Source organism: Ruminococcus sp. AM43-6, assembly GCF_003461785.1.
In the GTDB taxonomy this organism is placed as follows: domain Bacteria; phylum Bacillota; class Clostridia; order Oscillospirales; family Ruminococcaceae; genus Hominimerdicola; species Hominimerdicola aceti.
Genome location: NZ_QTXU01000019.1, coordinates 1 through 22,739, shown reverse-complemented (window position 1 = coordinate 22,739; position 22,739 = coordinate 1). Strand labels below are relative to the sequence as shown.

The window sequence follows — 22,739 nt, the reverse complement described above, 5'->3', positions numbered from 1 at the left end:
TTAATTCGACGATTTTCAAAAACCAATGTAAATAGCAAATTCTGCAAGCAAATGTTACACTTTTGTTACCAAATTACTGATTTTTCATTATTAGCAAGCCCGTTCAACACCCTTTTGGACGCAAAGAAAAGCCCTGAAAATTCGGGGCTTTTCGGCATTTTTCACCATGGAAAGGCACAATATTCGGGTACAAAAAAGCGTACAATTAAGCTACAAGCTGTTACAGTTTTAACCCGTTTGTAACCTTTTCACAGACACCATGCAACGGGTGTACGCCATGAAAATACGCTATGCGTTTCTGATAAGATAAGGCTTTGTTCCCTCGATAGCTTTCTGGATATAAGGCTCCCAATCGAAAGCGTTCTGAGCGGCTTCAACGTCTGCAAGATTTGGTCTTGTCTTAGGGTGCTTTGGCGTGAAAACTGTACAGCAATCCTCATAAGGGAGGATAGAGGTATCAAAAGTATCTATCTTTCTTGCTATCTCCACTATCTCAGATTTGTCCATACCAACGCACGGTCTGAATACAGGCATACGGCAAGCGGCGTCTGTGCAGACCATTGCATACATAGTCTGGCTCGCTACCTGACCAAGGCTCTCACCTGTGACAAGTGCCTGAATGTCCTCCTTTTCGCATATCCTCTGAGCTATCTCCATCATAAGTCTTCTCATCAGGATAGTGAAAAGCTCCTCAGGGCAATTATCTCTCAGAAGCTCCTGAATCTCTGTAAAAGGCACGCAGAAGAAGTTGATATCACCGCAGTAAGCAGTGATTATCTTGGCAAGCTTTTCAACTTTCATCTTCGCTCTGTCGGAAGTATACGGCGGAGCTTCAAAGTGGATAGCGGATATTATCGCACCACGCTTTGCCATCATATAGCCTGCAACAGGCGAATCTATACCGCCTGAGAGAAGAAGCATTGCCTTTCCGCTTGAGCCGACAGGTATTCCGCCAGCGCCCTCGATAGAGCCTGCGTGAACATAAGCGTTGGTTTCTCTTATCTCCACTGTTACTACAACGTCAGGATCGTGAACGTCGACTTTAAGGTGTGGAAATCTTTCAAGTATCTTTCCGCCCATTTCTATACATATCTCAGGGGACTTGAATGGGAACTTCTTATCTGAACGCTTTGCGTCGACCTTGAAAGTTCTTGCAGTTTCCATTTCGTCCTCGATATAGTCAAGTGACTTTGTGAGTATCTCGTCCATATCCTTTTCCAAAACGCAGCAGCGACAGAGCTTAACGATACCGAAAATTTTCGACAGCTTTTCCACCGCCATGTCAACATCGCTGTCATCATTAAGCGGCTCAACATACAAAGTAGATTGTGCTTTTGATACGCTGAACTGTCCGCAGCTTTTAAGTCTTCTTTTTACGCTCTTTGTCATCATGCTCTCGAAGCTTGATTTGTTAAGACCTTTCAGAGCTATCTCGCCATATTTGCAGAGAATGATTTCTTTCATAAATTTTATCCTTTCTTTACGAAAACCGCACAAAAAAGTCCTCGTCAAAAACCTGTCAAAAGCGACCTTTTTCGCCGTTCCCCTTTATAAATAGTACAAAACATTTGTTTGCGTGTTTTACCTTACCTTGCACAGGTCATTCTGCGCAGACTTTATGCCCTCCATAAGAGCGTCGATATCGGCCTTTGTGGTGTCGATACTAAAGCTTATCCTGATAGTGGAGTCAAGGCTCTGCTCGGGATATCTGAACTCTTTTAGCACAGAGCTTTTCTTGCCCTTTGAGCAGGCTGAACCGCTTGAAACATATATCTCACGCTTTTCAAGATAGTGGAGAAGCACTTCGGACTTTAACCCATTGACGGCAATGCTTGTGACATAAGGCGAGCCGCCTTTTCGTGAATTTACGAAAACATCGCCGTTTTCGTTACACTTTTCTATGAGATAGGCTTGGATGTCAGCCGCCTTTTCAAAGTTCGCAGAAACATTCGGCGCAAGCTTTTTCACCGCCGCACCAAAACCGCATATGAGCGGCACTGACTCAGTACCCGAACGAAAACCTTTTTCCTGTCCTCCCCCAAGCATAAAAGGCGGTATATGAACGCCTTTTTTCACATACAGCGCACCGATGCCCTTTGGAGCATATATTTTATGACCGCTGAGGGATATCATATCGGCATTCAGCTTTTTGGCTTTCACAGGAATTTTCATAAATCCCTGAACGCAGTCGCAATGAGTAATCACCTGGGGATATTTTTTCTTTATCATAGAAAAAGCCTTTTCCACAGGGAGTATGTAGCCGTTTTCGTTGTTCACAAGCATACAGCTAACAAGGAACGTATCCTCGTTCACAGCGGCAAAGATGTCACGGGCGTTTATCTCGCCGTTCTCGTCAGGGGATATCTTTATGACCTCACAGCCCATATCTTCAAGCTCCTGGGCAGGATTTTTCACAGCAGGGTGTTCAACAGAGGATATGACAACACGCTTTTTACGTTTTCCGTGAGCCTTGTAAGCCCCGAAAATAGCAGTATTGTTGCTTTCTGTCGCACCTGAAGTGAAATAGACCTCGTCGGGGGTAACACCGAGAGCGTCGGCAATGATCTCACGAGCGTCAGAAACAAGAAGCTCAGCGTCAAGACCTGCTCTGTGCAGAGAGGAGGGGTTGCCAAAGACCTCCAAGCCTTTCATTACAGCCGCTTTAGCTTCATCACAAGGTTTTGTGGTGGCGGCATTATCAAGATATATCAATTATCACAAGTCCTTTCATGTTTTATCGCAATTATTTTTATTATAACATATAATTGTGAATAATGCAAATAGCGGAGCGGTATTAAGTGAGGAGTGAGGAATGACACAGCCGAACAGAGAAATAAGCCAATGCAAAGCAGAGAAAACACCGAGCGAAGCGATTTTGCAACAGTAGAACTTGAAGCCAAAATGTAGGGGACGGCGCCCCCGACGTCCCGTTTCGGGGAAGTTCCAAGGTATGGATCTTTTACAAAGTTGAGTGGGTGAACGAAACGGGCGAACTACCGAGGTTTGTAAGGTTATCAAGGTTTGCGTGATAACCAATTCGCCAAAACCCCAAGTTCACATACAAATGCGGCACGGCATTTTCAGCCGCACCGCACAGAGCACTATTTATCACAGTTACAATTACTTCCCCACGAAGCCATTGAAAGCCTGATATAATATCCCTGCGCTTCTCCGCAAACAGGACACCTCTCAGGGGCTTGCGTGCCCTCCACGATATAACCGCAGTTCAAGCATACCCACGTTTCAGACTGGGAGGAAGAGAACAGCTTTCCCTCTTTCATAAGCTTGCCAAATGCCGCGAAACGCTTGCCGTGAACATTCTCTATCTTGGCGATATTCGTAAAGTCCTGCGCTATCTTGCCATAGCCCTCTTGCCTTGCGACCTCAGCAAACGCAGGGTAAACGTCGTTTGATTCCTGATGCTCGTTGTGGTCTGCCATACCAAGCAAGGTACACATATCCTCCGAAATATCCACAGGATAACCGCCGTCAACAAACACGCTCTCCCCTGACAGCTCTTTGAGATGCTCATAGAATATCTTTGCGTGAACTTTCTCCTGATCGGCTGTGAATTTGAACAGGTCGGCAAGCACATAAAGCTTCTGCTGTCTTGCCTTTTCTTCCGCCATTGTGTAGCGGTTTCTTGCCTGACTTTCCCCTGCAAAGGCTCTCATAAGGTTATCCTTTGTCTTTGAATTTCTGAAATCTGACATTTTTTTATCCTCCTACTTTATACAGTCAGTGTTCCTGACTTGCTTTCCACAAGAATGAGTATCTGCTCCTCCTCAGCGGTCTGTGCATTTATATATACAAGCACGTTCCTGCCGTTTTCTGCCCTGCACCTGAACTCATAACACAGCTTCTCCTCCAAACCGTCGGTAGGGATAAGTGCAAGCCTGCCGGATACTATTTCAAGGCGTGGTGAAACGCTCTCTTTTGCTCGGCTTTGGGATATATCCGCTTCGGTGATATCTCTGTCATAGTGGTTCACCAAAAAGCCCTTTGCGTCAAAGCCTAATATCTCACCGTCGTCCATTGCTACTGATACCTTTATAAGGTCGGTGTAACAGCAAACGTCAAGGTCGTTGTAGGCGAAATTTACTGTGAGAACGTTGTCTATATTCTCATAGTAGGTGGTTTTCATGGACAGTATGCCGAGGTCATCGAGAAAATCCTCCGCTGCCTTTACGCCCTGCTCGTTTGTAAGCTCTGTGCTTTCGCTGATACGGCTTTTGAGAAAATATGAGATATAGCCGCCCTGCTTTGTCACCTCGCAAGCAACTGTTTTATCCTCGTTTGAAAATCTCCAGCATGGCATTTTGCCCTCTACCTCTGAGACATCTGTGAACACTGTGGAGTTCATGTTAAGCCCCAGGGAACAGCGTTCAAGGGCTTTGGTCTGTGAAACGTTCTCTGCTTCAGATGTCATGCGTGGGGTACGCTCCATGATATTGTCTGAGAATGGGCCGTCATAAATAAGGCTTGGATAGTTTTCAAAGCTTCCCTCAAAGTCTGAGAAGCCCTCTGTCACTGTGGGCGGGTCGCTCTGCTGTGAACCTGTTTGGGTGAAGGCTATCTCACCGCTGTTCACTGAGCTTTCAAGCTCCCACATATCCTCGGAAAGTTCTTTGGAAAAGTCATAGAGCGAGGATATGTTCTCATACTCCTCGTCTGTTATCTCCTCGCCGTTCATGAGCCTCTCGCTCACTGCCATGGAGTAGTTTCCTACCTGTGAGAGAAATTTGTAGGTGTTTTCAAGCTGCAGTTTCTCTATAGGAAGCTGAGCCAGAGCCGCCTTTGCCGAGGACGCTTCTCTGTAAAGCTTCACCGCAAGTGACTGGTGCATTTTTCCTGAGCCTGCGTAAAGCTCCTTTTCAAGAGTGTCGCTCACGTTCTCTACTGCGTCGCACAGGTCGCCCATGGCTCTTGAATAGGTGTAGCTCACACTACGCAGCGCCCTTTTTTCACTGCTCATAAGTTGTATATTTCTCACCGCCAGCACACCCACGACAGCCACTGTGAAAGACACTATCCTAACTGCGTTTCGCTTTGATATATCCATTTTTATGCTCTCCTTTTCTTTTTTCTCCATTATTATGCCAGCTAAAATGCTGATTATTCTCATTAACTGTGCCTTGCAGTGCCATTTCAGGCATATCATGATACACAAAATTTCTTTCCTAATCTTGTGTATCATGAACATCTTTATTTACTTATTATTACATATATCTCAAAATAAGTGTAATTATTTAACTTTAAAATTACTGATTTGTATTTATTTGTATAAATGCAAATTTGACAATGTGCTGTAAAAGGGCTATAATAAAGGTTGTGTAAAAATTATCGTGTAAAATGGCAGAAAAAATGTTAGCTCTGCCTACAATTCTACGGGAGGAAATTATGAAATTTATTCCAAAATTGACCGGTGTGGTTTTGTCAGCGGCAATAATGGCTCAGTCTGTTCCATTCGTGTATGCGGCAGAGGAAAGCATTGCGTCAAGTGAGCTTTCAAATGATATCCAGGTATCAAAGCCTGAATATGCTACAGGCAATATGGAGGCTGATGGTCTTTTAGAGCCTGTCACTGAGGACGACCCTGAGTATCATAAATATCTTGAAAACAACGACCCATACGGCATTATGACAATGTCTGCTCTATGGGGGGCTGACAGCCTTACTCATCAAAACAGATTCAGCGGTATTTCAAAGGTCTATGGCATTGACGTTTCCTATTATCAGGGCAACATAGATTGGAAAAAGGTCAAAAACAGCGGTGTGGAATTTGTTATCATAAGAGTAGGCTACCGTGGCTATGGCAGTGCAGGAACGCTTGTGGAAGACCCTAGGTTCAAGACCTATCTTGACGGAGCTACCAAGGCAGGGCTTAAAGTTGGCGTATACTTCTACACGCAGGCGATAACCACAGCCGAGGCTAAGGCAGAGGCTAAGTTCGTTCTTGACAGGATAAAGGGATATTCTCTGCAAATGCCTGTTTATTACGATATCGAGTCTGTTGACTATGACACTGGCAGACTTGACAGCGCAGGGCTTTCCAAGGCTCAAAAGACCGCTCTTTGCACAGCTTTTTGCGACACTATCATAAAGTCTGGCTACAGCGCAGGTGTTTATGCAAACTACACATGGCTAAACTACTACATTGACGGAGCAGGGCTTGGCAGAAAATATCCTATATGGCTGGCTCACTACACAAGCAACACCAATTATGACCAGCGCATGGATATGTGGCAATATTCAGGAAGCGGTACTGTTTCAGGCATTTCAGCCTACACTGACGTAAACGTATGGTATTCGGGCAAGCTTCCACTTTATGTGTCCGACCTTATCTCAGTGAAAAACACCTCCACCTCCAACACATTTGCCTGGAACGGCGCTCCTGACGCAACAGGCTATGAGGTCTATCAGGGAACAAGCCCTAGCGACCCTAACAAGAAAAAAATAGGGGATACAAAGAATACATATTTTACAAACTCCAACAAGTCCACAGGCACTATGTACAAATACATGGTGAGAGCCTACAGTGACGCTTCTGGCAAGCGTGTTTACGGGGATTACTCTGAGGTATTCACCACCTGCACGCTTCCTGCGAACATCTCAAAGATATCCGCTTCTGCAAGGGGAACTTCTGTCACCATTAGCTGGAACAAAGTTTCAAAGGCGACCGACTACGTCGTGGAGCATAATGTGAACGGTGCATGGAAGCAGGTCGGCACAACTTCAAGCCTTTCATACAAGGTGAACGGTATCACACAGAACGGCGTTAATAAGTTCAGGGTAAAGGCGAGAAGAAATTACAGCGGCGTATACTACAATGGTGGCTACACATATGTAAACGCTGAGGTCACTGACATACCAAGTGTAGTAACAGGCATAAGAAGCACTTCAAACACTTCTACATCAAACACCATAACATGGAACGCTTCCAAAAAAGCGGAAGGCTATGAGATCTATCAGTGGATAGGTACTACCGACAGCTACAAGCTAATAGGCACGACCACGTCCACAAAGTTTACAAACTCAAAGAAAAGCTCAGGCACGATGTACAGATACAAGGTAAGGGCATTCAACAATGTTGACGGACAGCGTATCGAGGGTGCATATTCCTCTGAGTTTACCACCTGCACTCTTCCTGCAAACGTATCATTCTCCCTTTGCTCCACTGACGTTGATTCCATAACACTCAACTGGAACAAGGTATCAAAGGCTACAGGCTATCAGGTAGAGATGTACACAAACGGAACATGGAAAACGCTCTCCACCCTTTCGGGAACGAGCTACACTGCAAGCGATCTTTCACAGAACACAGCTTATCGTTTCAGAGTGAGAGCCATAAGAAATTATAACTACATAAACTACTACGGTGGCTACACTGAAAAGGACATCACCATTCGTCCTGCAAACACACCTGAAAGGCTTTCCTCATCAGCGAACACATCAAGCTCCAACACTATCACATGGAAAAGCATGAATGGGGTATCAGGCTACAGCGTTTATCAGTGGATAGGCACTACCGACAGCTACAGGAAACTTGGCGACAACGCTTATCCATACTACACCAACTCAGGCAAGTCATCAGGCACTATGTACACATACAGAGTAAAGGCATATTATGTAAGCGACAATGTTATGCAATACAGCAAGTATGCACAACTTGTCACCTGCACGCTTCCTGCAAACGTCACTGTCACAACGGCAAAGCGCTCAGGAAGCAACATCTCCCTTGCATGGAACAAGGTATCAAAAGCCACAGGATATGAGATATATGTGAAGTCAGGAAGCAGTTGGAAAAAGCTCACCACAACATCAGGCAAAAGCTACACTGCAAAAAATCTGTCAGGCACTAAAACATTCAGAATAAGGGCATACAGAAAATACAATGGTGTGAACTATTATGGTTCTTATACTGAAAAGACGATTAAATAGTCACTCGCCGTGACGGGCATTTTACGCCATACATTGTGATATGATACAAATTTGCACCGCTGAATAAAAATGAGGGGCGACCTTGGGTCGTCCCTTTTTTGCACAATTTTCAATATCCGCACAACATTATTGTAGGGGCTGGCGCCCTCGACAGCCCGCTCGAAGCGACAAGATTTGAATTATCCGGAATTTGTGCAGAGCAACATTGTGCGGATAACATAAATAAGATTGCAGACGAAACGTCGAGGGGACGGGACGTCATATTTCTGCAAAGCAGAAATTGCGCCACTCTCCTACATAGTTTGTGCGTTAAATCACAATACTTTGCTTCCATTTGCTGTAAGCTTGAACTTTGCTCCCAGAACACCTGCCGCACCTCTGCACATAAGCATACGCTGCAGGAAAATGTCAAAATAGTCATACATGGTGCAGATACTTTCGTCTATCTGCAAATTAAGGGATATGACCTTTTTATCAGCATTTATCTTTAAGCTCGCTTCTGTTACCGCATAGTTCACCCTGTCATGGATATCAAAAGAGGACTTATCCTTATTTGACACACGATTTCTTCGCACGTCTGTTTTATCACCTATTATCACTGCGGCTGACACCGAGTCTGTTGCGCCCCCTGTTGATTCGTCATGGCTTCCAATGCAGGAAACTATCGTCACCCTGTCCTCTAAGGGCATATCAGTACCTTTGAGAATATCATTTGCAAGTATTGCACCATACTCTGCATGGTGGGTACGGTTGACAGCATTGCCGATATCGTGCATATATCCTGCGATCTTTGCAAGCTCTATGGTATGCTCATCATAGCCGAACTCTTTAAGTATTGCGGCGGCTCTGTCTGCCACAAGAGTGGTATGCACCTCTGAATGGTCTGTAAAACCCAGAGATGTAAGATTTATCCCTGCCCTTTTTATAAATGCTTTTATTTCCTTGTTTTTTCTTATCTCTTTGTATGTCATTGATCTCTCCTGTTGGTTTATGATTATATTTATCTACGCAAGGCTTTTTACGTCCACATAATGTATTGTAGGGGCGAACAGTGTTCGCCCGCATTTGCTCGCCTGCATGAATTTGCGATTATACAAACCATGTCGCTCTCCGAACGGGACGTCGTATTTCTGCAAAGCAGAAATTGCGCCGCTCCCCTACAGTCACTCGCCGTGACGGGCATTTTACACCGTACATTGCAGCATGAGATACACTTGCACCGCTCTTTAAAATGTGTAATTATAACCTGCAATTATCATATCACTATCCAAGCTCATATACAATACATTCCGCATTTATTTTACAATATTTTGACACTATACAGGCACAAAATAGCCGTCTATATGCTCCTTGTCAAGCCCCTCGCCAATGACGATAAACACCGCCTGACCTCGCTCTATAGGCTTAACAGTGATGTTCTTGTGGGTGGCGTTAAGCTCAAGCCACTTGCCCTCAGCGTTTTGCATAAAGCCTTTTACACGGAATATCCTTCCACACTTGCTGTCGCTCATAAGCCTGCTTACAGCATCCTCCATAGCATTGTCAGGAAGCTTCATATTCATAAAATACAAAGAGGTATAAGCTTTATCTTGGTCGAACCACAGCTTTTCGTGGGAATCAGGCTCATAGCCGCTGTTGGCTATCCTTTCCATATCCTCGTCTGTAAGCTCCGACCAATCTTTCATTATTATCTCAGGCTTAGTCATTCTGTGGCAATGGAACTTTTTCTGCACGGCTTCAAGGTGTTTTAGAGTATCCTCAAGCTCCTGCTTTGTGGCTTCCTGACATCTGCTCATGAGAACTATGCCTGCTTCCGAAAGCTGAGAAGCAAGAAGATAATCAGAAGCTTCCGACAAGTTGGTATCAAGGCAGGCATCTGCAATAGTTATAACGCTTCCTATCTCGTACCAATTATCAAGAGGTTCTTCTCTGAGCACGTCAAAGAACTCGTCAGCTTCATAGATACCTGACGGCTCCACAATGACCCTGTCAAGACCACGCATACCCATAGCGATAAGCTTAGTCTTAAAACGCCGCCTGTGGCAATCCTTATCAACCGCCGAGACCATTTCAAGGTCGCAATTCTCGTCCAAAAGCTCCTGCAAAAGAAGCATATCCACATTCACTGCACCGAAATCATTCTCCAACACGCCAATTTTACAGCCCTTATCCAAAAGATAACGGGCATATTTTTTTATAAAAGTGGTCTTCCCTGCTCCGAGAAACCCCGTCACAAGGTCTACCTTGGTTTTCTTTTTCTCTGTGTTCATAGTTAATGCCTCCTAATGGTCATATTATACCACATTGACAGTGCTTTGGCAATGACAGAAATTAAAAAAACACGCCTTACAAATTGTAAGACGTGCTATGCCAGTCACTACAAGTGACCTGGTGCGCCAGAAGGGACTCGAACCCCCGACCTACTGGTTCGTAGTTAAAATTCTAGCATTTCACAGCATTTCATAACATGGCGTAAAGCTCGATTTTAAGCCGTTTTCAGTGTATTGTAATTTTATAACATTTCATATCATTTCGCCAAAGTTCAACAAATTATTGAACTATTGTTGAACTATTTGCTGTACAAAAAATCACACAGTTACATTTTTGTACATCACACTGAACTTCATTATTTTGCAACTATCATTTATTTGGTTTTTGGCATTAGTGCCCTCGTGTTTGCCTGTCAACGTCAAACGGCTTATGCTCAATTCTAACCTTGTTGTCGAGCGTGTAACATAATTTTCACCGCCAAACACGCAGAACGCCATACAACGTACGCTAGGGGCATTGTAGAGTGTTTTAACAGCCGTGCATACAAAATAATAGCAGGCTTTGCACCCTCTCGACAGTTTATCGACAGTTCAAAGGTGTAACGCCTGCTTGATTTATTCTCTTGATAATTGTTCTTCCCAATTATCGGGAAAGCCAATGCAGTTTATATCAATATAGTTGCTATATTCTTCTATAAGTGCGGCAAGCTCTGTAACAACGCCGTTCCAGCTTTCAGGGGACGGGTACAACACTTTCATAATGTATAAATATGGGTAAAGATAAATAAAATTGCGTCCACGAGCATACGCCTTGTATTCTTCCTCATAAGGCAATGACGGAAACCATTTAAACCTTGAATAATAAATTCTTCCAAAATGAGCACATTTATTTCTAAGTGTGGTAAGACACCGCAGACAGCTTTCAAGCTGCGAATATGTACATTCTGTTTGTGTTATGTACGAAATAGACCTTGTTATGACTTTTTTATCTGCTGTTTTCATTTGCGAGTAAAACTGTGATGTATTGCCCAAAGTAAATAATTCAACAGCTACCCACAACGGAAATTTGCCGTCATAATTGTCTATATGATGTTTCACGAAAGGTAATTCTTTGTTGCGTTTTACCTCAGTGTTGAAATTATCAATAAGCTTTTTATGTTTTTCTATCATTTTATCGGCAATATTGGAATGATCTAAATAACCTAAAGCACCATATTTGTTTGAATGATAGTAAGCTATCTGTGTTTTTACAAAAACCTCTATCTTTTGGATTATCCCATAAAGAAACGCACTTAGCTTTCTGTCAAATTCATATATCTTATAAACTTGCAAAAGCGTTGTGCCCTGCTTATAATTTCCGTCATTATCTCTAAACGGCAAAAAGTAAGCTGATAATTTATAATAATTGATTTTGTTAAGTATCATTATGGATTGCTCATAGTCGGTTATTTCACAGCCGTGCTCTATAAGCTTATTTACCTGTCTGCAAAATAACTCAGGCTCTTTTGTATTCATACCATAATCACCACCTAAAAAAAAGCCCTCACTGGGACACATTGTTAAGAGGTGCGTGAGGTTCTGTTACTGTTATTATACTCAAAATTGAGTAAAAATGCCATTCGCAATATGCACAAACTTTGCTTTTCTTTTTGTTCAATATTATGCAGTATCATTTAATGAGCATTAGTAATGTGGAGTATAATAACGCCTGCTGTTTTGTTATTCTGTTTTATCTCTGCTCATAGTTTCGTGGATAGCCCTATTGATAAAGCCGTTGAGACTTTCACCTTTACTCTGGGCGTGGTCTTTTATCTTGTCCTTTTCGCCCTTTTTGACCTGCAATGCTATTCTATCATAAGCCTTTGCATTGTATTTATTTTTGGCTATGGTAGCAGGCTTTGTCATATATATCACCCTCTTTCGTTTTATTATAGCACAACGGCAATAGGTGAGCAAGTATATAAAATAGATAAATTCAGATATACAAATTTGTTTATAATGCCGCTTGATATAGGTGTGTACCTATGCTATAATGTAATTACGATAAGAAATTAATAACCTAAAACAAAATCGGAGGTAAAAAATCATGGAACTTAATAAGAAACAGCTGGAGCTTGTAGAAAACATCTTCAAAAACTATAACCATTGTGAATTCGGTCAAGCTTTGGAGCAGTACGAAAGTGATTACATAATGGAGATGAATGAGGACACAAAGAGATTTTTTGACAGGTTGAAGTCTGAGTATAATGAAAAGCTTGCGTTTGAATTTGATACGATTTGCGGCAATTCGCAGGGAGCAAGCTATCATGACGGCTTTATCAAAGGCTTTATTTATGCAATGGCTTTGGCAGGCAAAATGTAAATATCCAGCCGTGAATATTATTGGAGAGTGAGCGTTAAAGGCTTGCTCTCTTTTATTTTTCCCAAACGTTATACTCAGCACAAAGCTGTTCAAAGCGTGTCATTGCTTGATACTCTGCATTATCCTCTGCAAGCTGTTCTATCTCGCAGTCATATATTATAGCCTGCCGCTGTCCGTAGCTGAGGTATGAGCCACGCTTTATTATCTCTGAGATACGCTGTTGAGCTTTGAAGTAAGCCCTCGTGTTGGTGCGGCTGTCAAAATGCAGGCGGCTTTCAATGTTCTGTTCTTCTCGCAGTATTCTCAGTTCAGCCATACAACGGAGCTTTCTTAAAGCTTTTGCCTTGCGTTGTCTGATACACTCACCGCTCACGCCCTCACGCTTTGCTATCTGCTCTTGTGTCATATCCTCAAAGTAATAAAGCACTATCACATCACGCAGGGGCTTGTCTAAGCGGTCAAGAGCCTTGTGCAAAACCTCTCTTGTGTGTTCGTCTGCAATGGTCTGTAAAGCCTGCTCAAAGCCCTCTTGTGAGTTGCTGTCGGGGATAATATCAGCTAAACACAGCTCTTTGCTGTCGCCTGTATCAAGGGGCTTATCAAGGCTTGTGCAGTTGTCAAGAGGCTTGTTATTCTCTCGGTCAGCGTTGCGTATGCCCAACAGCTCCGCACCTGCATTGCGTATGTGATATTCAAGATAGCTTGTGAAAGCATATCCCTTTTCGGGACTGTACGCCTCAAGAGCCTTTATAAAAGCAGGATAGCACTCTTGCTGAAAGTCTTCAAGCTCCGCTCCGCAAGCCGTGAAACGTTTCTCATAGCTTTCATAATATTGCCCTGCAAGCTTGAACATCAAATGCTTTACCCTGTCCCACAAAGCAGGCTTTAAATCATCTGCACCGCCTTGCTTGATAGCGACCGCTAATTCTTCATTAGTCATTGCAACACCTCTCTATGCTTGTATACATCTGACAATAATTCGCAATACCCCTCTATACGATTTTATGAGCCGTAAAAAATGACCTCTGCCCACTCGGTACTCCTTGCGGAAAGAGGGCTTGAAAGTGAGGGGGAGGGCAAAATTCGACCCGCCCCCCTAAATTTTCAAAATGGCGGCATATCATGTGGCTCAGAAGCGTCAAAGCCGTCTTTGAAACAGCTGTAAACCCTCGTACATTCCACTTTGTTGCAGCCAATGCGTTTGCTTGCCTGGCTGAAGAGTACCTTAATACTGTTCGTCAGCTTGCCTGTAAGGCGGTTTTTAACAACGGCGATCTTGCTTTGATATATATCTTTGTCGCTGTCCATGTTTTTGCCATAAGTCAAGACAAGGTCAACTCGGTTTGTAATGTCACCCGAACCGCTGACACTGTCGGCGTTAAGTTCTGTGCCGTCAGCTGATTTTCTCGGGTGAGCAATAAGTAACACAGCCACATTGTACTTTACTGCTATACGCTTGACTGCATTCACAAAGTCGGATTGCGCCCTGTATAGGTCATGAGATAAATCAACGTCCAGCGCTGTCATTAAGTTGTCGATCAGTACCAATTTAACATTAAAGCGGCATATCGCCTGTTCTATAGTGCCAAGTAAGGAAATTTTATCAGTCCTCACGGCTTTATCTCCCTCAACACTCAGTTCAGAGGTCACAGCAGTATTATCAAATATGTATGCCCTATCATCATACCACAAGTTTAGCTTATCGACCACGTTGTCTGAGAGGTCATAAGTGTAATCTCCATAAACATTGACAGCCTCATCAATATGCTCTCTGCCTGCGATTTGCAGATCGAGCCAGCGCTTGAAGTGATAGTCTGGTAGCTCTCCAGAATAGATAAAGACAGAATAAGGGTCGCCGTCAGGGTCTTTCTGATCTAAAGCATTTGCGATTATTTGCGACGCTAATGTTGATTTGCCGTCGCCACGTTTGCCTGTGATGACAGTGACTTGCCCCATATAAAGGCCGCCAATTATCTTATCCAAGCCATAAATACCTGTTGCAATATGTTCAAGGCGTTCCAGATTAACTGATTTAACGTCAGACAGCTTCTTGACGGCCTTAAGCGGTATCTCGGCGGCATTATTTATACAGTCGTGTATTGCAGTTGCACCATACTTGCAATAAATAGCGTTTGCGTCCTTTTCTCCAAGGTAGTCTTCCGAACGCACCACTTTGATTTTCTTAGCTGGGAAAGAGGCGGTGATCTGGTCGACCAAAGTAACGTGTCCGTTTTCGTTGTCGCCAAAGACTATGATCTCATCAAAGCCGTTTACAAAATCGTAGCAGTGCTGTACCCATGTTCTGCCGCCTTGTCCTGTGGGAACGGACACTGCATTTTCTATCTGACAATCTGCAACAGATAAGCTGTCGATTTGTCCCTCTGTGATGATAAGCCGCCCATGATTTTTCGTGCATTGAGCTATGCCGAAAAGTATCGGCTTTGTATCTTTTTCAAACCATTCCTTGCAAGTGTCCTTGTCAGGTGAGTAGTCTGTCTTGCGGTATTTGACACAAGTCAAAACGCCATGCTCATCAAAGAATGGAAAGGCCAAAACATTATTACGATCTTTTCGTGTAGTGACCTTATACTTGCGTGTAGTCGCTTCGGATATGCCCCTCGACTTCATATAGGCAACCGCATTGTCACGCACCTCAATAGCTGTCTGAGGGAGTTTGCGATATCGTTTTGGCCTATCGTCCTCAAACTCGAGCTTATAGCCAAAATCTCTAGCAAGTTGCACAAAATGTCCGCTTTTGTCACAGCTGGATCTAAAGCACTTGAAAGCACCTGAGCTGAGGTTGATCGAGAATGTATCTTTATCGTGGCCGTCGCCACCACAATAAGGGCAAAACTTAAAGAATAGTTCGTCACCCTTGCGGTGAGTTTCTGCGCCTATTGAGTTGGCAAAGCCATAGATATCATGTGTTTGCAATTTGTAGCTCATAAATTCTCCTTTAGAAATAGGTGTATCCTTGTCTGTCCGTGCGCACAACGTTTACTTGTGTCGCTGCGGGAGCAGCTATGTTATTTTCCTTGTTAAGCTTATTACCATTATTGTTTATGTCCCTCACTTGTCCGTCAGTGGTTCGGCAGTGGTTCATTGCTGGTTCTTCGCTGGTTCCTTTGCCATTTGTAGGGGCTTGAAATTTGGCGTAGTTGCATACAATAATGGTGGTTTGCTGGTGGTTCACGATTGTGTCAATCATTTGGTCTGATTGCAAAGCTTTAAGAAATAAACTCACTTTATGCCTGCTCCAGTGCCACTTGTCAGCAAGCTTGTGTTGAGAGGTAACAAAACTGCCTCGTTTTACTAAGAGCGGCTTGCCGTCAAACATGATTTTTCTATCTTCGTGATTGGCTGAAAGTAACAAATCTATCCATGCTTGACCTCGTGAAAACTGTTCGCCATTATCCCAGACCCAGTTGTCAACAATGCTTCTGGACAAGCTTATCCAGCCCTTTTCCTTGCCCAAGTCTTATGCCCCCTCGCCATTAAGAAACGCAAAAAGGCTGTCAAGGTTGATGAGTGTCTTGACACCGACCTGAACGCAAACCACCTTGTGTTCACGCACCAATGAGCGCAGATAACGTTCTGAAAGCTGTAGCTCGGGGAACTCTTTCTTCACCTGCGGAATTGTCCTCATTCTGGGAACAGGTCTTGCAATATCTATGTTTTTCAAAATAAACTCCAATTCTCCACGCATAAGTCTTGCTTTTCCACTCCATTGCGTGGTATAATAGGAGCGGAAACGTGTTTGTTTTCATATGCAGGCATTAAAGCCTGCTTTGCCGTTCGGGTGCTGGTATCACTCGGACGGCTTTTCTTTTTGGGCTTGGCTTGCAAGCTTCTTGTAAAATCTATCGTTTGCCGCCTTGACCTTATCTTTGTTGCGGTCTCGCCAAGCCTTTTTATATGCTCGCTGTGCAAGCACAATAGCCTTTTCTTCTTCTGAAAGCTTCGTGATATCTGTCAAATAATTCACTCTCCTTTGCATAAATGTTTTCTTTCATCTTGACAAATGCTAAAACTTTTGCTATAATCATATTGTACCACAAAAGAAAATGAAAAGCAACATACTTTGCGGAATTGTAACCAAATGCAAATAATATTGCGAAAGAGAGTGTGAGATAATGGAAAATGCAAAAAAATCATTCAGCTTTCAAGAGAGGTTTAAGGAGCTTGTGGGTGATACCGCAACGCAAGAGGAAATTGCAGGCAAAGTCAATACATCAAGGCAGAATGTAGGAAATTGGCTAAACGGAAAATCAAAGCCTGATATTTATGCTCTTGCTGAGATCTCAAAAGGCTATGGTGTTTCAGTGGATTGGCTGTTAGGTCTGACAGACGTAAAAACGAATGATACAACATTGAGCGGCGTTTGTGAGTATACAGGGCTTAACGAAAAAAGCTTGCAATATATTGAAAACATTAAGACGCTTGACAACATTAGAGCACAACAGAATGTGAATAAAAAATATTCCTATATTGATACACTTAACATTTTGATAGAAGCCTTAAATTTTAATGGTGATATTTTACTTACTATAAACAGCATGGTCAATTCCAATATGCTAGATGATAGGGATACAGAAGATGAGGTCATGGAAAAATTAAGCCAATATGATGATAAAAGCTATGAGCAAGTAAGTGATTTTTATAAGTGGCTCAGTACAAAATATACACTTGTTGATGAATATAGCAGGGTGCAGTTGTCTAAAAACACTTTGCGAGAACGTTTTTCAGATTTGATAATAAATATTACAGATACCTATGATGATTATTGTTCAATTGAAGACACAGATATGCACAATTCCAAGTATACAAACAACTATGGCAGAGCTTTTGAATGGACTGTAGGCTTAGAAAAGTTGAGAAATTCAGAACAATTTAAAAGAGCCACATCTTATGAAAAGCTTGAAATGGAGAAAGATTTTAAATCACAATTTGGGATAAAGTAATCAGAAAGGACTTGATACAATGGCATACATTCAGCCGAGAAAGGACAAGGACGGCAATATTATTTCGTATTCCGTGAGAGTATTCAAGGGCTATGCTCCAGACGGCTCACAGCTTAAACCCTATACCGCTTCATTCAAGCCCGACCCCAATAAGACCGACAGACAGAACGAGAAAGCTCTGAATAAGTTTGCCGTTGACTTTGAAGAGAAGTGCAGGAGCGGACTTGTAGCTGACAGCCGTCAGACCTTTGCAGAATACGCTGAGTATGTTATCGGCTTGAAAGAGCGTGCAGGCGCAAAGCATAAGACGATAATGAGCTATCGTTCGTTTATGCCTCTTACTGTGGAGAGTATCGGGCATTTAAAGCTTGCAGATATACGCCCCCAGCACCTTAATAACTTCTATGAAACGCTTTCTAAAAACGGCATAAGACGCACACAGGGCAGAGCAACAGCCAAGCGTGATATAAAAGCTATGCTCAAACAGCGTGGCTTGACTATAAAGAAAGCCGCTGAGCTTGCAGGTGTAGGCAATAACACGCTCTCAACAGTATGCAATGGCGGAAATATAGCCGAAAGCAAAGCACAAGCAATAGCAAATCTGCTTGAAATGCCAATGTCAAAGCTTTTCAATATAAAGCGTGATAACACACCGCTGTCAAATAAGACGATACTTGAATATCATCATTTTATTTCCGTTGTATTGGAGCAGGCAGACAAAGAAATGCTCATACCTTTTAACCCTGCACGGAAAGCCACTCCGCCAAAGCAAAAGCCACATACCGCAAATTATTTTCAGATAGAGGACGTTGAGCGCATTCGTGATTGTCTGGAGCTTGAGCCACTGAAATGGCGCACTTTCGTTCATCTTCTGCTTATCTCAGGTGCAAGGCGTGGAGAGATAGCAGGGCTAAAGTGGGACGTGATAGACTGGAGAAACAGCCGTATACATATACAAAACAACTTGCTTTATGCTCCCGATCGTGGCATTTACGAGGAGACCACCAAAACAGAGGAAAGCGACCGCTTTGTAACATTGCCAGCAGAAACAATGGAGCTTCTCAAAGAGTATCGCAAATGGTATCTTATTCAGGCAAGCAATTATGGTGACCAATGGCACAACACAAATTATCTTTTCTTCCAAGAGAAAACAGGCAATGCAGGCAAGCCAATGCACCCCGACACCATAAACGGCTATCTTGACAGATTTTCGGAGCGTTACCACTTGCCACACATAAACCCACACGCATTCCGCCACACAATGGCAAGCGTGCTGTATTTCAACAAAGTGGATAGTATCAGCATAAGCAAGAGACTAGGACACAGCAAAGTAAGCACAACAACAGATATTTACAGCCACATCATGAAAGAGGCTGACAAGCAATCGGCTGAGTGCATTGCAAATGTTATTTTAAGACCGCAAACAGACACATGTGAGAAAAAAGCAGAGTAAAACAAAAGCAGGCTTTGACCGAAATCAAGCCTGCTGATTTTTTTATTTTTTCAGAATAGTTGAACTATTATTGAATTATTCGGGCAAAATGGACAACAAAAAACGCACCCTGCAAGCTCGCAAAGTGCGTAAATACGCTGGTGCGCCAGAAGGGACTCGAACCCCCGACCTACTGGTTCGTAGCCAGTCACTCTATCCAAAAATAAAACCACAAATTTTCTTTCAGTTAAATAAAATATCATGAAAATTGCTGCTAAGACTTCTTTGGCAGCTTTTTTGATGATATTTACACATATCATCAAGCATAGACAGGGTAGCTCCCTGAGCGGCAGGACGTTCTCCCCTGCCGCTTTTTCTGTGCTTAATACGGAGAACTTAAACATTTTAGAAAGGGTGTTTTTAATGGAGAACACAAAAACAAAGATCGTATCCGTGGCAAATCAGAAAGGCGGAGTTGCCAAAACAACATCGGCATTCAATATTGCCGCTATTCTTGCACAGCGAGAGAAAAGAGTCCTTATGATAGACCTTGACCCTCAGAGCAGCTTGTCAGTATCGTGCATGAAGTACGAATATGACCCTGACGATATCACTATCACTGAGCTTATGTCATCTATCATAAATAAGAAAACCATTGATTTCAAGAGGGCGGTACACCACAACGAGCCGAACAACATTGACTATATTCCTGCGACTATAACACTTTCAGGAATTGAAGTTGACCTGTGCAGAACACGCTGCTGCGAAATGGTTCTGAAGCGTGTCATTAGTAATTACATCGGCTGCTATGACTACATCATCATAGATTGCCCTCCGTCACTGAGCAACTTGCTCTACAATGCGCTTTCCGCCGCAGATATGGTCTTGATACCTGTACTTGCTCAGGAAATGGCATTGAGCGGAATACCGCTTCTTCTTGACAGCATTGACGATATTCATGAGTACGCTAACCCTGACCTTGAAATACTCGGAGTATTCGCAACGTGGGCAGAGAAAAACAACACAATGTCAGCCGAAGTTATCGAGTCAATAAAAGCCGCATTCAATGATAAATACCTTGGCAGCATAAGCAAGTCAAAAGCAGCTCAGGACAGCAGCCGTGAGGGCATCGCCCTTTGCAACTATAAAATCAGCAGCACAAATAAATACAAGAATATGCTCGCAGACGAGTATCGTGTAATAGTTGACAAAATAGAGTGTGTCACGGTGACACACTAAGGAGGTTTCAATATGATAGATATAAAACGCTCCGCCAATCGTCCAAGAGCTAACTTCTCAAATAACTTTGAGGAGCTTCTCATGGATAAGCAAAAGGTGGTTTCACTGCCTATGTCAAAAATTGAGCCTTTCAGCTTTAATGGTGATCCACAGCCCTTTGCAATAGATGAAAATGAGATATCTGCACTTGCCGACTCTATTTCAAAATGTGGACTTATCACACCGGTAATCGTTCGTAGCATTAGCAGCAACAGCTATCAGATACTCAGCGGTCATAAAAGATACGCTGCTTGCAAAAAGCTTATGTATCTTGACATTGACGCCGTTGTTATCGAAGTCACTGATGATAACGTGGCTTTCGATATAGTCTGCCAGGCAAACATTCAGCGTAAAGAGCCACGTCCAAGCGAGCTTTCAAAAATGTTCAATACATACTTAAGTCTGAGGAAAAACGTTTCAGCAGACCTGACAGTAAATGAGATAAGCAATATGTTCGGTATATCCAGAAAAACCATTTACCGCTATGCAAATATCTCAAATCTTGATAATGGGTTAGCAGAGCTTATAGACAGCAAATCTATTCAGATAAAGTTCATTGAGCCGCTTACAAAGCTCAGTCCTGAGCAACAGAAAGCCATAGCAGATTATTACAATTATGACGAACGGCTCAGTTCAAAAGAGCTGACGTTGGTCATAGAGCAAATGACAGACAACGGAAGCAGTGATATCTATGATATCATAAAAGCTATAAGAAATCTGTCTGAAAAGAAAAAAGAGCCATACAAGAACAGCTTATACAATGAGATGTATATCAAAAAGCCGTTATGTATGCAGAACATGACCGAGAGTGAGCTTGACAATATAATGTATGAGCTGCTTGATAAATATCTTGAAAACAATTTCAAGAGTACAAAAAAAGTTACCACAAATGAAAAACAATATGATATAATCATAGCACAGGAGGAAAAGTAATGAACATGACGTTCAAAATAGATATAGATCGTAAAAAAATAGAGGCGATACGCTGCTATCTCCCAGACGGCAACGTTGAGCAACTTCTGCACGAGGAGATAACAAAGGCGGCTAACTCTGCAGTTGACAAGCTTTACAACAGGAATGTTCCTAAGAAAGTGCAGGAGTTTCTCAGAAAGACTTCGGAGCAGAAGGCTGTCGGAAAAAAGAAAGAAGATATGCCAAATGAATAACGGAGTTTTGAAAACCTACGATAGCAAAAACCAGACGGCACTCTATAAGGCTAAAGACAACCGGCTATACGAGATCATATCTATCGATACCGACTGTGCTGTAATGGCTGCGGCATTTGATGATACATTTGCAGTCGCTGCAAAGCCGTTTCTCGATGAGATCAACAATGTGATCGATTTTTCAAGCATTGAATATTTCCCTCACAGAATTCAAGCAGAGAGCTACAGCAAAATACTTCATCAGTGCTATGCCGAACCGAATGCACAAAAACAACAGCGTGTCACGGTGACACACTCAGATAACATCACTCAAAAACATAAAAGTTTGTAATTGAAAGAGGAGGACCATTATGAACGAAAACAGGAATTTTAACGAAGATTTTGAAATCGAGCAGGCAGGACCAGAAGATGTTGGCTGCGATCTTTTTGAGTATGAGCTTACACCAGAAGGTACATACGTCCCTAAGATAGCATACACAAGTGACCCCGAAGAAGAAAAGCTGCTTAAGAAGCCTATCCGCAGATGGGGACGTGCATGGATGAAATGGATGGAAGCAGAATACCCAGCAGACGTTGACATTCTCGTGTGCGAATGCCGTTGGCAGATCATTCCGAGAGAAATAGATATCGAAGCTGAGGAGAGGTTTGACGAGCTTGATGAGATCTACAGAAAAGATCACCCACGTCCTACAGAGTTCAATGCTATACGCAAGTGGGAAAAGGAAAGGCTCATGACGCTCGAACATCAGGTAATGGAGGAGATCGTTTATAAGCTCCGTGAATAGGTTCAATAGGGAACACAGGCAGGTTCAAAATACAACAGAAAACAGGTAAAGGATACTTGAATTTCAGGTGTCCTTTTTTTGTTGACAAATGTCACTTTAAATGATAAAATGGGAGAATGAGGAATGATTTGGTATACTATATTTATAATCATATTTCTGTTTGGAATATTGTACATTGCAAATAACAAGAAGAACAGCAGCGAATTAGTAACATCTATTATTGATAAGTTTTGCTTATTAGCCTTATATGTTATGTCAACAAAACTTACTAAACGGCTTATTCCCCAACTGATGGTTACCTTACTAATGGATATATATTTTGTTTTTAGTGAAAAATACTGCAGTCCTTTATCTAAGACACAGAAAATAATTTTATTGAGTATAACCAATTTTCTTTTAATTTTTCTATGTTGGAAGTGGATTTATGAACTTACTTAAAACTACATTCGAATACAAACGTAAGGACACTTGAATTTCAGGTGTCCTTTTGTAGGTTTGTCAATCATATTGGACACTATTATTAAGAAATTCGATAGGCGAAAAC

General features: G+C 42.6%; 22 protein-coding genes. 9 read left to right on the top strand and 13 right to left on the bottom strand.

Going from position 1 to position 22,739, the window contains the following annotated elements:
- Positions 1–288: 288 nt before the first annotated feature.
- From thiI to ypeB, 4 genes are all read right to left on the bottom strand, one after another.
- Entirely contained in the window at positions 289–1,464 is a 1,176-nt protein-coding gene (gene thiI / locus DW938_RS10350; protein ID WP_022287613.1) for a tRNA uracil 4-sulfurtransferase ThiI, read from the bottom strand.
- Positions 1,465–1,581: 117 nt separating this feature from the next.
- Positions 1,582–2,712, bottom strand: a complete 1,131-nt coding sequence (locus tag DW938_RS10345) for a cysteine desulfurase family protein (protein ID WP_118124723.1) — start codon at positions 2,710–2,712, stop codon at positions 1,582–1,584.
- Positions 2,713–3,101: 389 nt separating this feature from the next.
- Positions 3,102–3,713, bottom strand: a complete 612-nt coding sequence (rbr, locus tag DW938_RS10340; RefSeq protein ID WP_118124721.1) for a rubrerythrin — start codon at positions 3,711–3,713, stop codon at positions 3,102–3,104.
- Positions 3,714–3,730: 17 nt separating this feature from the next.
- Positions 3,731–5,125 (bottom strand): germination protein YpeB, encoded by a 1,395-nt coding sequence (gene ypeB, locus DW938_RS10335; RefSeq protein ID WP_242992493.1) that lies wholly within the window; start codon positions 5,123–5,125, stop codon positions 3,731–3,733.
- Positions 5,126–5,400: 275 nt separating this feature from the next.
- On the opposite strand from ypeB, the gene DW938_RS10330 reads away from it, so the two are divergent.
- Positions 5,401–7,941: a GH25 family lysozyme gene (locus DW938_RS10330; RefSeq protein WP_181984418.1), complete on the top strand. Its 2,541-nt coding sequence runs from the start codon at positions 5,401–5,403 to the stop codon at positions 7,939–7,941.
- Positions 7,942–8,255: 314 nt separating this feature from the next.
- Here DW938_RS10330 and DW938_RS10325 read toward each other — a convergent pair whose 3' ends face one another.
- The 4 genes from DW938_RS10325 to DW938_RS10310 all read right to left on the bottom strand — a co-directional run bounded on the left by DW938_RS10325 (position 8,256) and on the right by DW938_RS10310 (position 12,116).
- Complete coding sequence (locus DW938_RS10325) at positions 8,256–8,912, bottom strand: HD domain-containing protein (RefSeq protein WP_181984417.1); 657 nt, start codon at positions 8,910–8,912, stop codon at positions 8,256–8,258.
- Positions 8,913–9,257: 345 nt separating this feature from the next.
- On the bottom strand, positions 9,258–10,211 hold the full coding sequence (locus DW938_RS10320; protein WP_118124716.1) for a GTP-binding protein: 954 nt from the start codon (positions 10,209–10,211) through the stop codon (positions 9,258–9,260).
- A 615-nt stretch (positions 10,212–10,826) separates the two neighbouring features.
- Positions 10,827–11,726, bottom strand: a complete 900-nt coding sequence (locus tag DW938_RS10315) for an Abi family protein (RefSeq protein WP_181982850.1) — start codon at positions 11,724–11,726, stop codon at positions 10,827–10,829.
- A gap of 204 nt (positions 11,727–11,930) precedes the next feature.
- Positions 11,931–12,116, bottom strand: a complete 186-nt coding sequence (locus DW938_RS10310; protein ID WP_117863887.1) for an antitoxin — start codon at positions 12,114–12,116, stop codon at positions 11,931–11,933.
- Positions 12,117–12,297: 181 nt separating this feature from the next.
- On the opposite strand from DW938_RS10310, the gene DW938_RS10305 reads away from it, so the two are divergent.
- Positions 12,298–12,573 (top strand): hypothetical protein, encoded by a 276-nt coding sequence (locus DW938_RS10305; protein WP_117892040.1) that lies wholly within the window; start codon positions 12,298–12,300, stop codon positions 12,571–12,573.
- A gap of 52 nt (positions 12,574–12,625) precedes the next feature.
- Here the strand turns inward: DW938_RS10305 and DW938_RS10300 are convergent, their stop codons facing one another.
- The 5 genes from DW938_RS10300 to DW938_RS10280 all read right to left on the bottom strand — a co-directional run bounded on the left by DW938_RS10300 (position 12,626) and on the right by DW938_RS10280 (position 16,549).
- On the bottom strand, positions 12,626–13,513 hold the full coding sequence (locus DW938_RS10300; protein ID WP_117892039.1) for a sigma-70 family RNA polymerase sigma factor: 888 nt from the start codon (positions 13,511–13,513) through the stop codon (positions 12,626–12,628).
- Positions 13,514–13,677: 164 nt separating this feature from the next.
- Positions 13,678–15,519, bottom strand: a complete 1,842-nt coding sequence (locus DW938_RS10295; protein ID WP_117892038.1) for an AAA family ATPase — start codon at positions 15,517–15,519, stop codon at positions 13,678–13,680.
- A gap of 10 nt (positions 15,520–15,529) precedes the next feature.
- The gene (locus tag DW938_RS10290) at positions 15,530–16,048 is read right to left on the bottom strand and encodes a hypothetical protein (RefSeq protein WP_117892037.1); all 519 of its coding nucleotides are present in this window, start codon (positions 16,046–16,048) and stop codon (positions 15,530–15,532) included.
- Positions 16,049–16,051: 3 nt separating this feature from the next.
- A complete protein-coding gene (locus DW938_RS10285) occupies positions 16,052–16,279 on the bottom strand; it encodes a hypothetical protein (RefSeq protein WP_147340054.1) in 228 nt (75 codons plus the stop codon).
- 102 nt (positions 16,280–16,381) lie between these two features.
- Entirely contained in the window at positions 16,382–16,549 is a 168-nt protein-coding gene (locus DW938_RS10280) for a phosphatase (RefSeq protein ID WP_117892035.1), read from the bottom strand.
- 157 nt (positions 16,550–16,706) lie between these two features.
- On the opposite strand from DW938_RS10280, the gene DW938_RS10275 reads away from it, so the two are divergent.
- From DW938_RS10275 to DW938_RS10245, 7 genes are all read left to right on the top strand, one after another.
- Positions 16,707–17,534: a helix-turn-helix transcriptional regulator gene (locus DW938_RS10275; RefSeq protein ID WP_117892034.1), complete on the top strand. Its 828-nt coding sequence runs from the start codon at positions 16,707–16,709 to the stop codon at positions 17,532–17,534.
- A gap of 19 nt (positions 17,535–17,553) precedes the next feature.
- Positions 17,554–18,987: a tyrosine-type recombinase/integrase gene (locus DW938_RS10270; protein WP_117892033.1), complete on the top strand. Its 1,434-nt coding sequence runs from the start codon at positions 17,554–17,556 to the stop codon at positions 18,985–18,987.
- Between the two features lie 402 nt (positions 18,988–19,389).
- The gene (locus tag DW938_RS10265; protein ID WP_207660703.1) at positions 19,390–20,205 is read left to right on the top strand and encodes an AAA family ATPase; all 816 of its coding nucleotides are present in this window, start codon (positions 19,390–19,392) and stop codon (positions 20,203–20,205) included.
- Between the two features lie 12 nt (positions 20,206–20,217).
- The gene (locus DW938_RS10260) at positions 20,218–21,177 is read left to right on the top strand and encodes a ParB/RepB/Spo0J family partition protein (protein ID WP_118124712.1); all 960 of its coding nucleotides are present in this window, start codon (positions 20,218–20,220) and stop codon (positions 21,175–21,177) included.
- Positions 21,177–21,410 carry a hypothetical protein gene (locus DW938_RS10255; RefSeq protein ID WP_118124710.1) on the top strand — a complete coding sequence of 78 codons (234 nt, stop codon included), beginning with the start codon at positions 21,177–21,179 and terminating at the stop codon, positions 21,408–21,410. Before DW938_RS10260 ends, DW938_RS10255 begins: the two co-directional genes overlap by 1 nt.
- Positions 21,403–21,741 carry a hypothetical protein gene (locus DW938_RS10250; RefSeq protein WP_038672324.1) on the top strand — a complete coding sequence of 113 codons (339 nt, stop codon included), beginning with the start codon at positions 21,403–21,405 and terminating at the stop codon, positions 21,739–21,741. The genes DW938_RS10255 and DW938_RS10250 overlap by 8 nt, the downstream gene beginning before the upstream one ends.
- Before the next feature lie 19 nt (positions 21,742–21,760).
- Positions 21,761–22,195: a TnpV protein gene (locus tag DW938_RS10245; protein WP_117903380.1), complete on the top strand. Its 435-nt coding sequence runs from the start codon at positions 21,761–21,763 to the stop codon at positions 22,193–22,195.
- The last annotated feature ends 544 nt before the right edge of the window (positions 22,196–22,739 follow it).

Bases quoted from the DNA above. Each gene is read 5' to 3' on its own strand.
- DW938_RS10255 (WP_118124710.1), top strand. From the start codon at position 21,177: ATGAACATGACGTTCAAAATAGATATAGATCGTAAAAAAATAGAGGCG.
- DW938_RS10245 (WP_117903380.1), top strand. From the start codon at position 21,761: ATGAACGAAAACAGGAATTTTAACGAAGATTTTGAAATCGAGCAGGCA.
- rbr (WP_118124721.1), bottom strand. From the start codon at position 3,713: ATGTCAGATTTCAGAAATTCAAAGACAAAGGATAACCTTATGAGAGCC.
- DW938_RS10270 (WP_117892033.1), top strand. From the start codon at position 17,554: ATGGCATACATTCAGCCGAGAAAGGACAAGGACGGCAATATTATTTCG.
- ypeB (WP_242992493.1), bottom strand. From the start codon at position 5,125: ATGAGAATAATCAGCATTTTAGCTGGCATAATAATGGAGAAAAAAGAA.
- DW938_RS10265 (WP_207660703.1), top strand. From the start codon at position 19,390: ATGGAGAACACAAAAACAAAGATCGTATCCGTGGCAAATCAGAAAGGC.
- DW938_RS10315 (WP_181982850.1), bottom strand. From the start codon at position 11,726: ATGAATACAAAAGAGCCTGAGTTATTTTGCAGACAGGTAAATAAGCTT.
- DW938_RS10305 (WP_117892040.1), top strand. From the start codon at position 12,298: ATGGAACTTAATAAGAAACAGCTGGAGCTTGTAGAAAACATCTTCAAA.
- DW938_RS10300 (WP_117892039.1), bottom strand. From the start codon at position 13,513: ATGACTAATGAAGAATTAGCGGTCGCTATCAAGCAAGGCGGTGCAGAT.
- DW938_RS10250 (WP_038672324.1), top strand. From the start codon at position 21,403: ATGAATAACGGAGTTTTGAAAACCTACGATAGCAAAAACCAGACGGCA.
- thiI (WP_022287613.1), bottom strand. From the start codon at position 1,464: ATGAAAGAAATCATTCTCTGCAAATATGGCGAGATAGCTCTGAAAGGT.
- DW938_RS10310 (WP_117863887.1), bottom strand. From the start codon at position 12,116: ATGACAAAGCCTGCTACCATAGCCAAAAATAAATACAATGCAAAGGCT.
- DW938_RS10275 (WP_117892034.1), top strand. From the start codon at position 16,707: ATGGAAAATGCAAAAAAATCATTCAGCTTTCAAGAGAGGTTTAAGGAG.
- DW938_RS10260 (WP_118124712.1), top strand. From the start codon at position 20,218: ATGATAGATATAAAACGCTCCGCCAATCGTCCAAGAGCTAACTTCTCA.
- DW938_RS10320 (WP_118124716.1), bottom strand. From the start codon at position 10,211: ATGAACACAGAGAAAAAGAAAACCAAGGTAGACCTTGTGACGGGGTTT.
- DW938_RS10295 (WP_117892038.1), bottom strand. From the start codon at position 15,519: ATGAGCTACAAATTGCAAACACATGATATCTATGGCTTTGCCAACTCA.
- DW938_RS10325 (WP_181984417.1), bottom strand. From the start codon at position 8,912: ATGACATACAAAGAGATAAGAAAAAACAAGGAAATAAAAGCATTTATA.
- DW938_RS10330 (WP_181984418.1), top strand. From the start codon at position 5,401: ATGAAATTTATTCCAAAATTGACCGGTGTGGTTTTGTCAGCGGCAATA.
- DW938_RS10285 (WP_147340054.1), bottom strand. From the start codon at position 16,279: ATGCGTGGAGAATTGGAGTTTATTTTGAAAAACATAGATATTGCAAGA.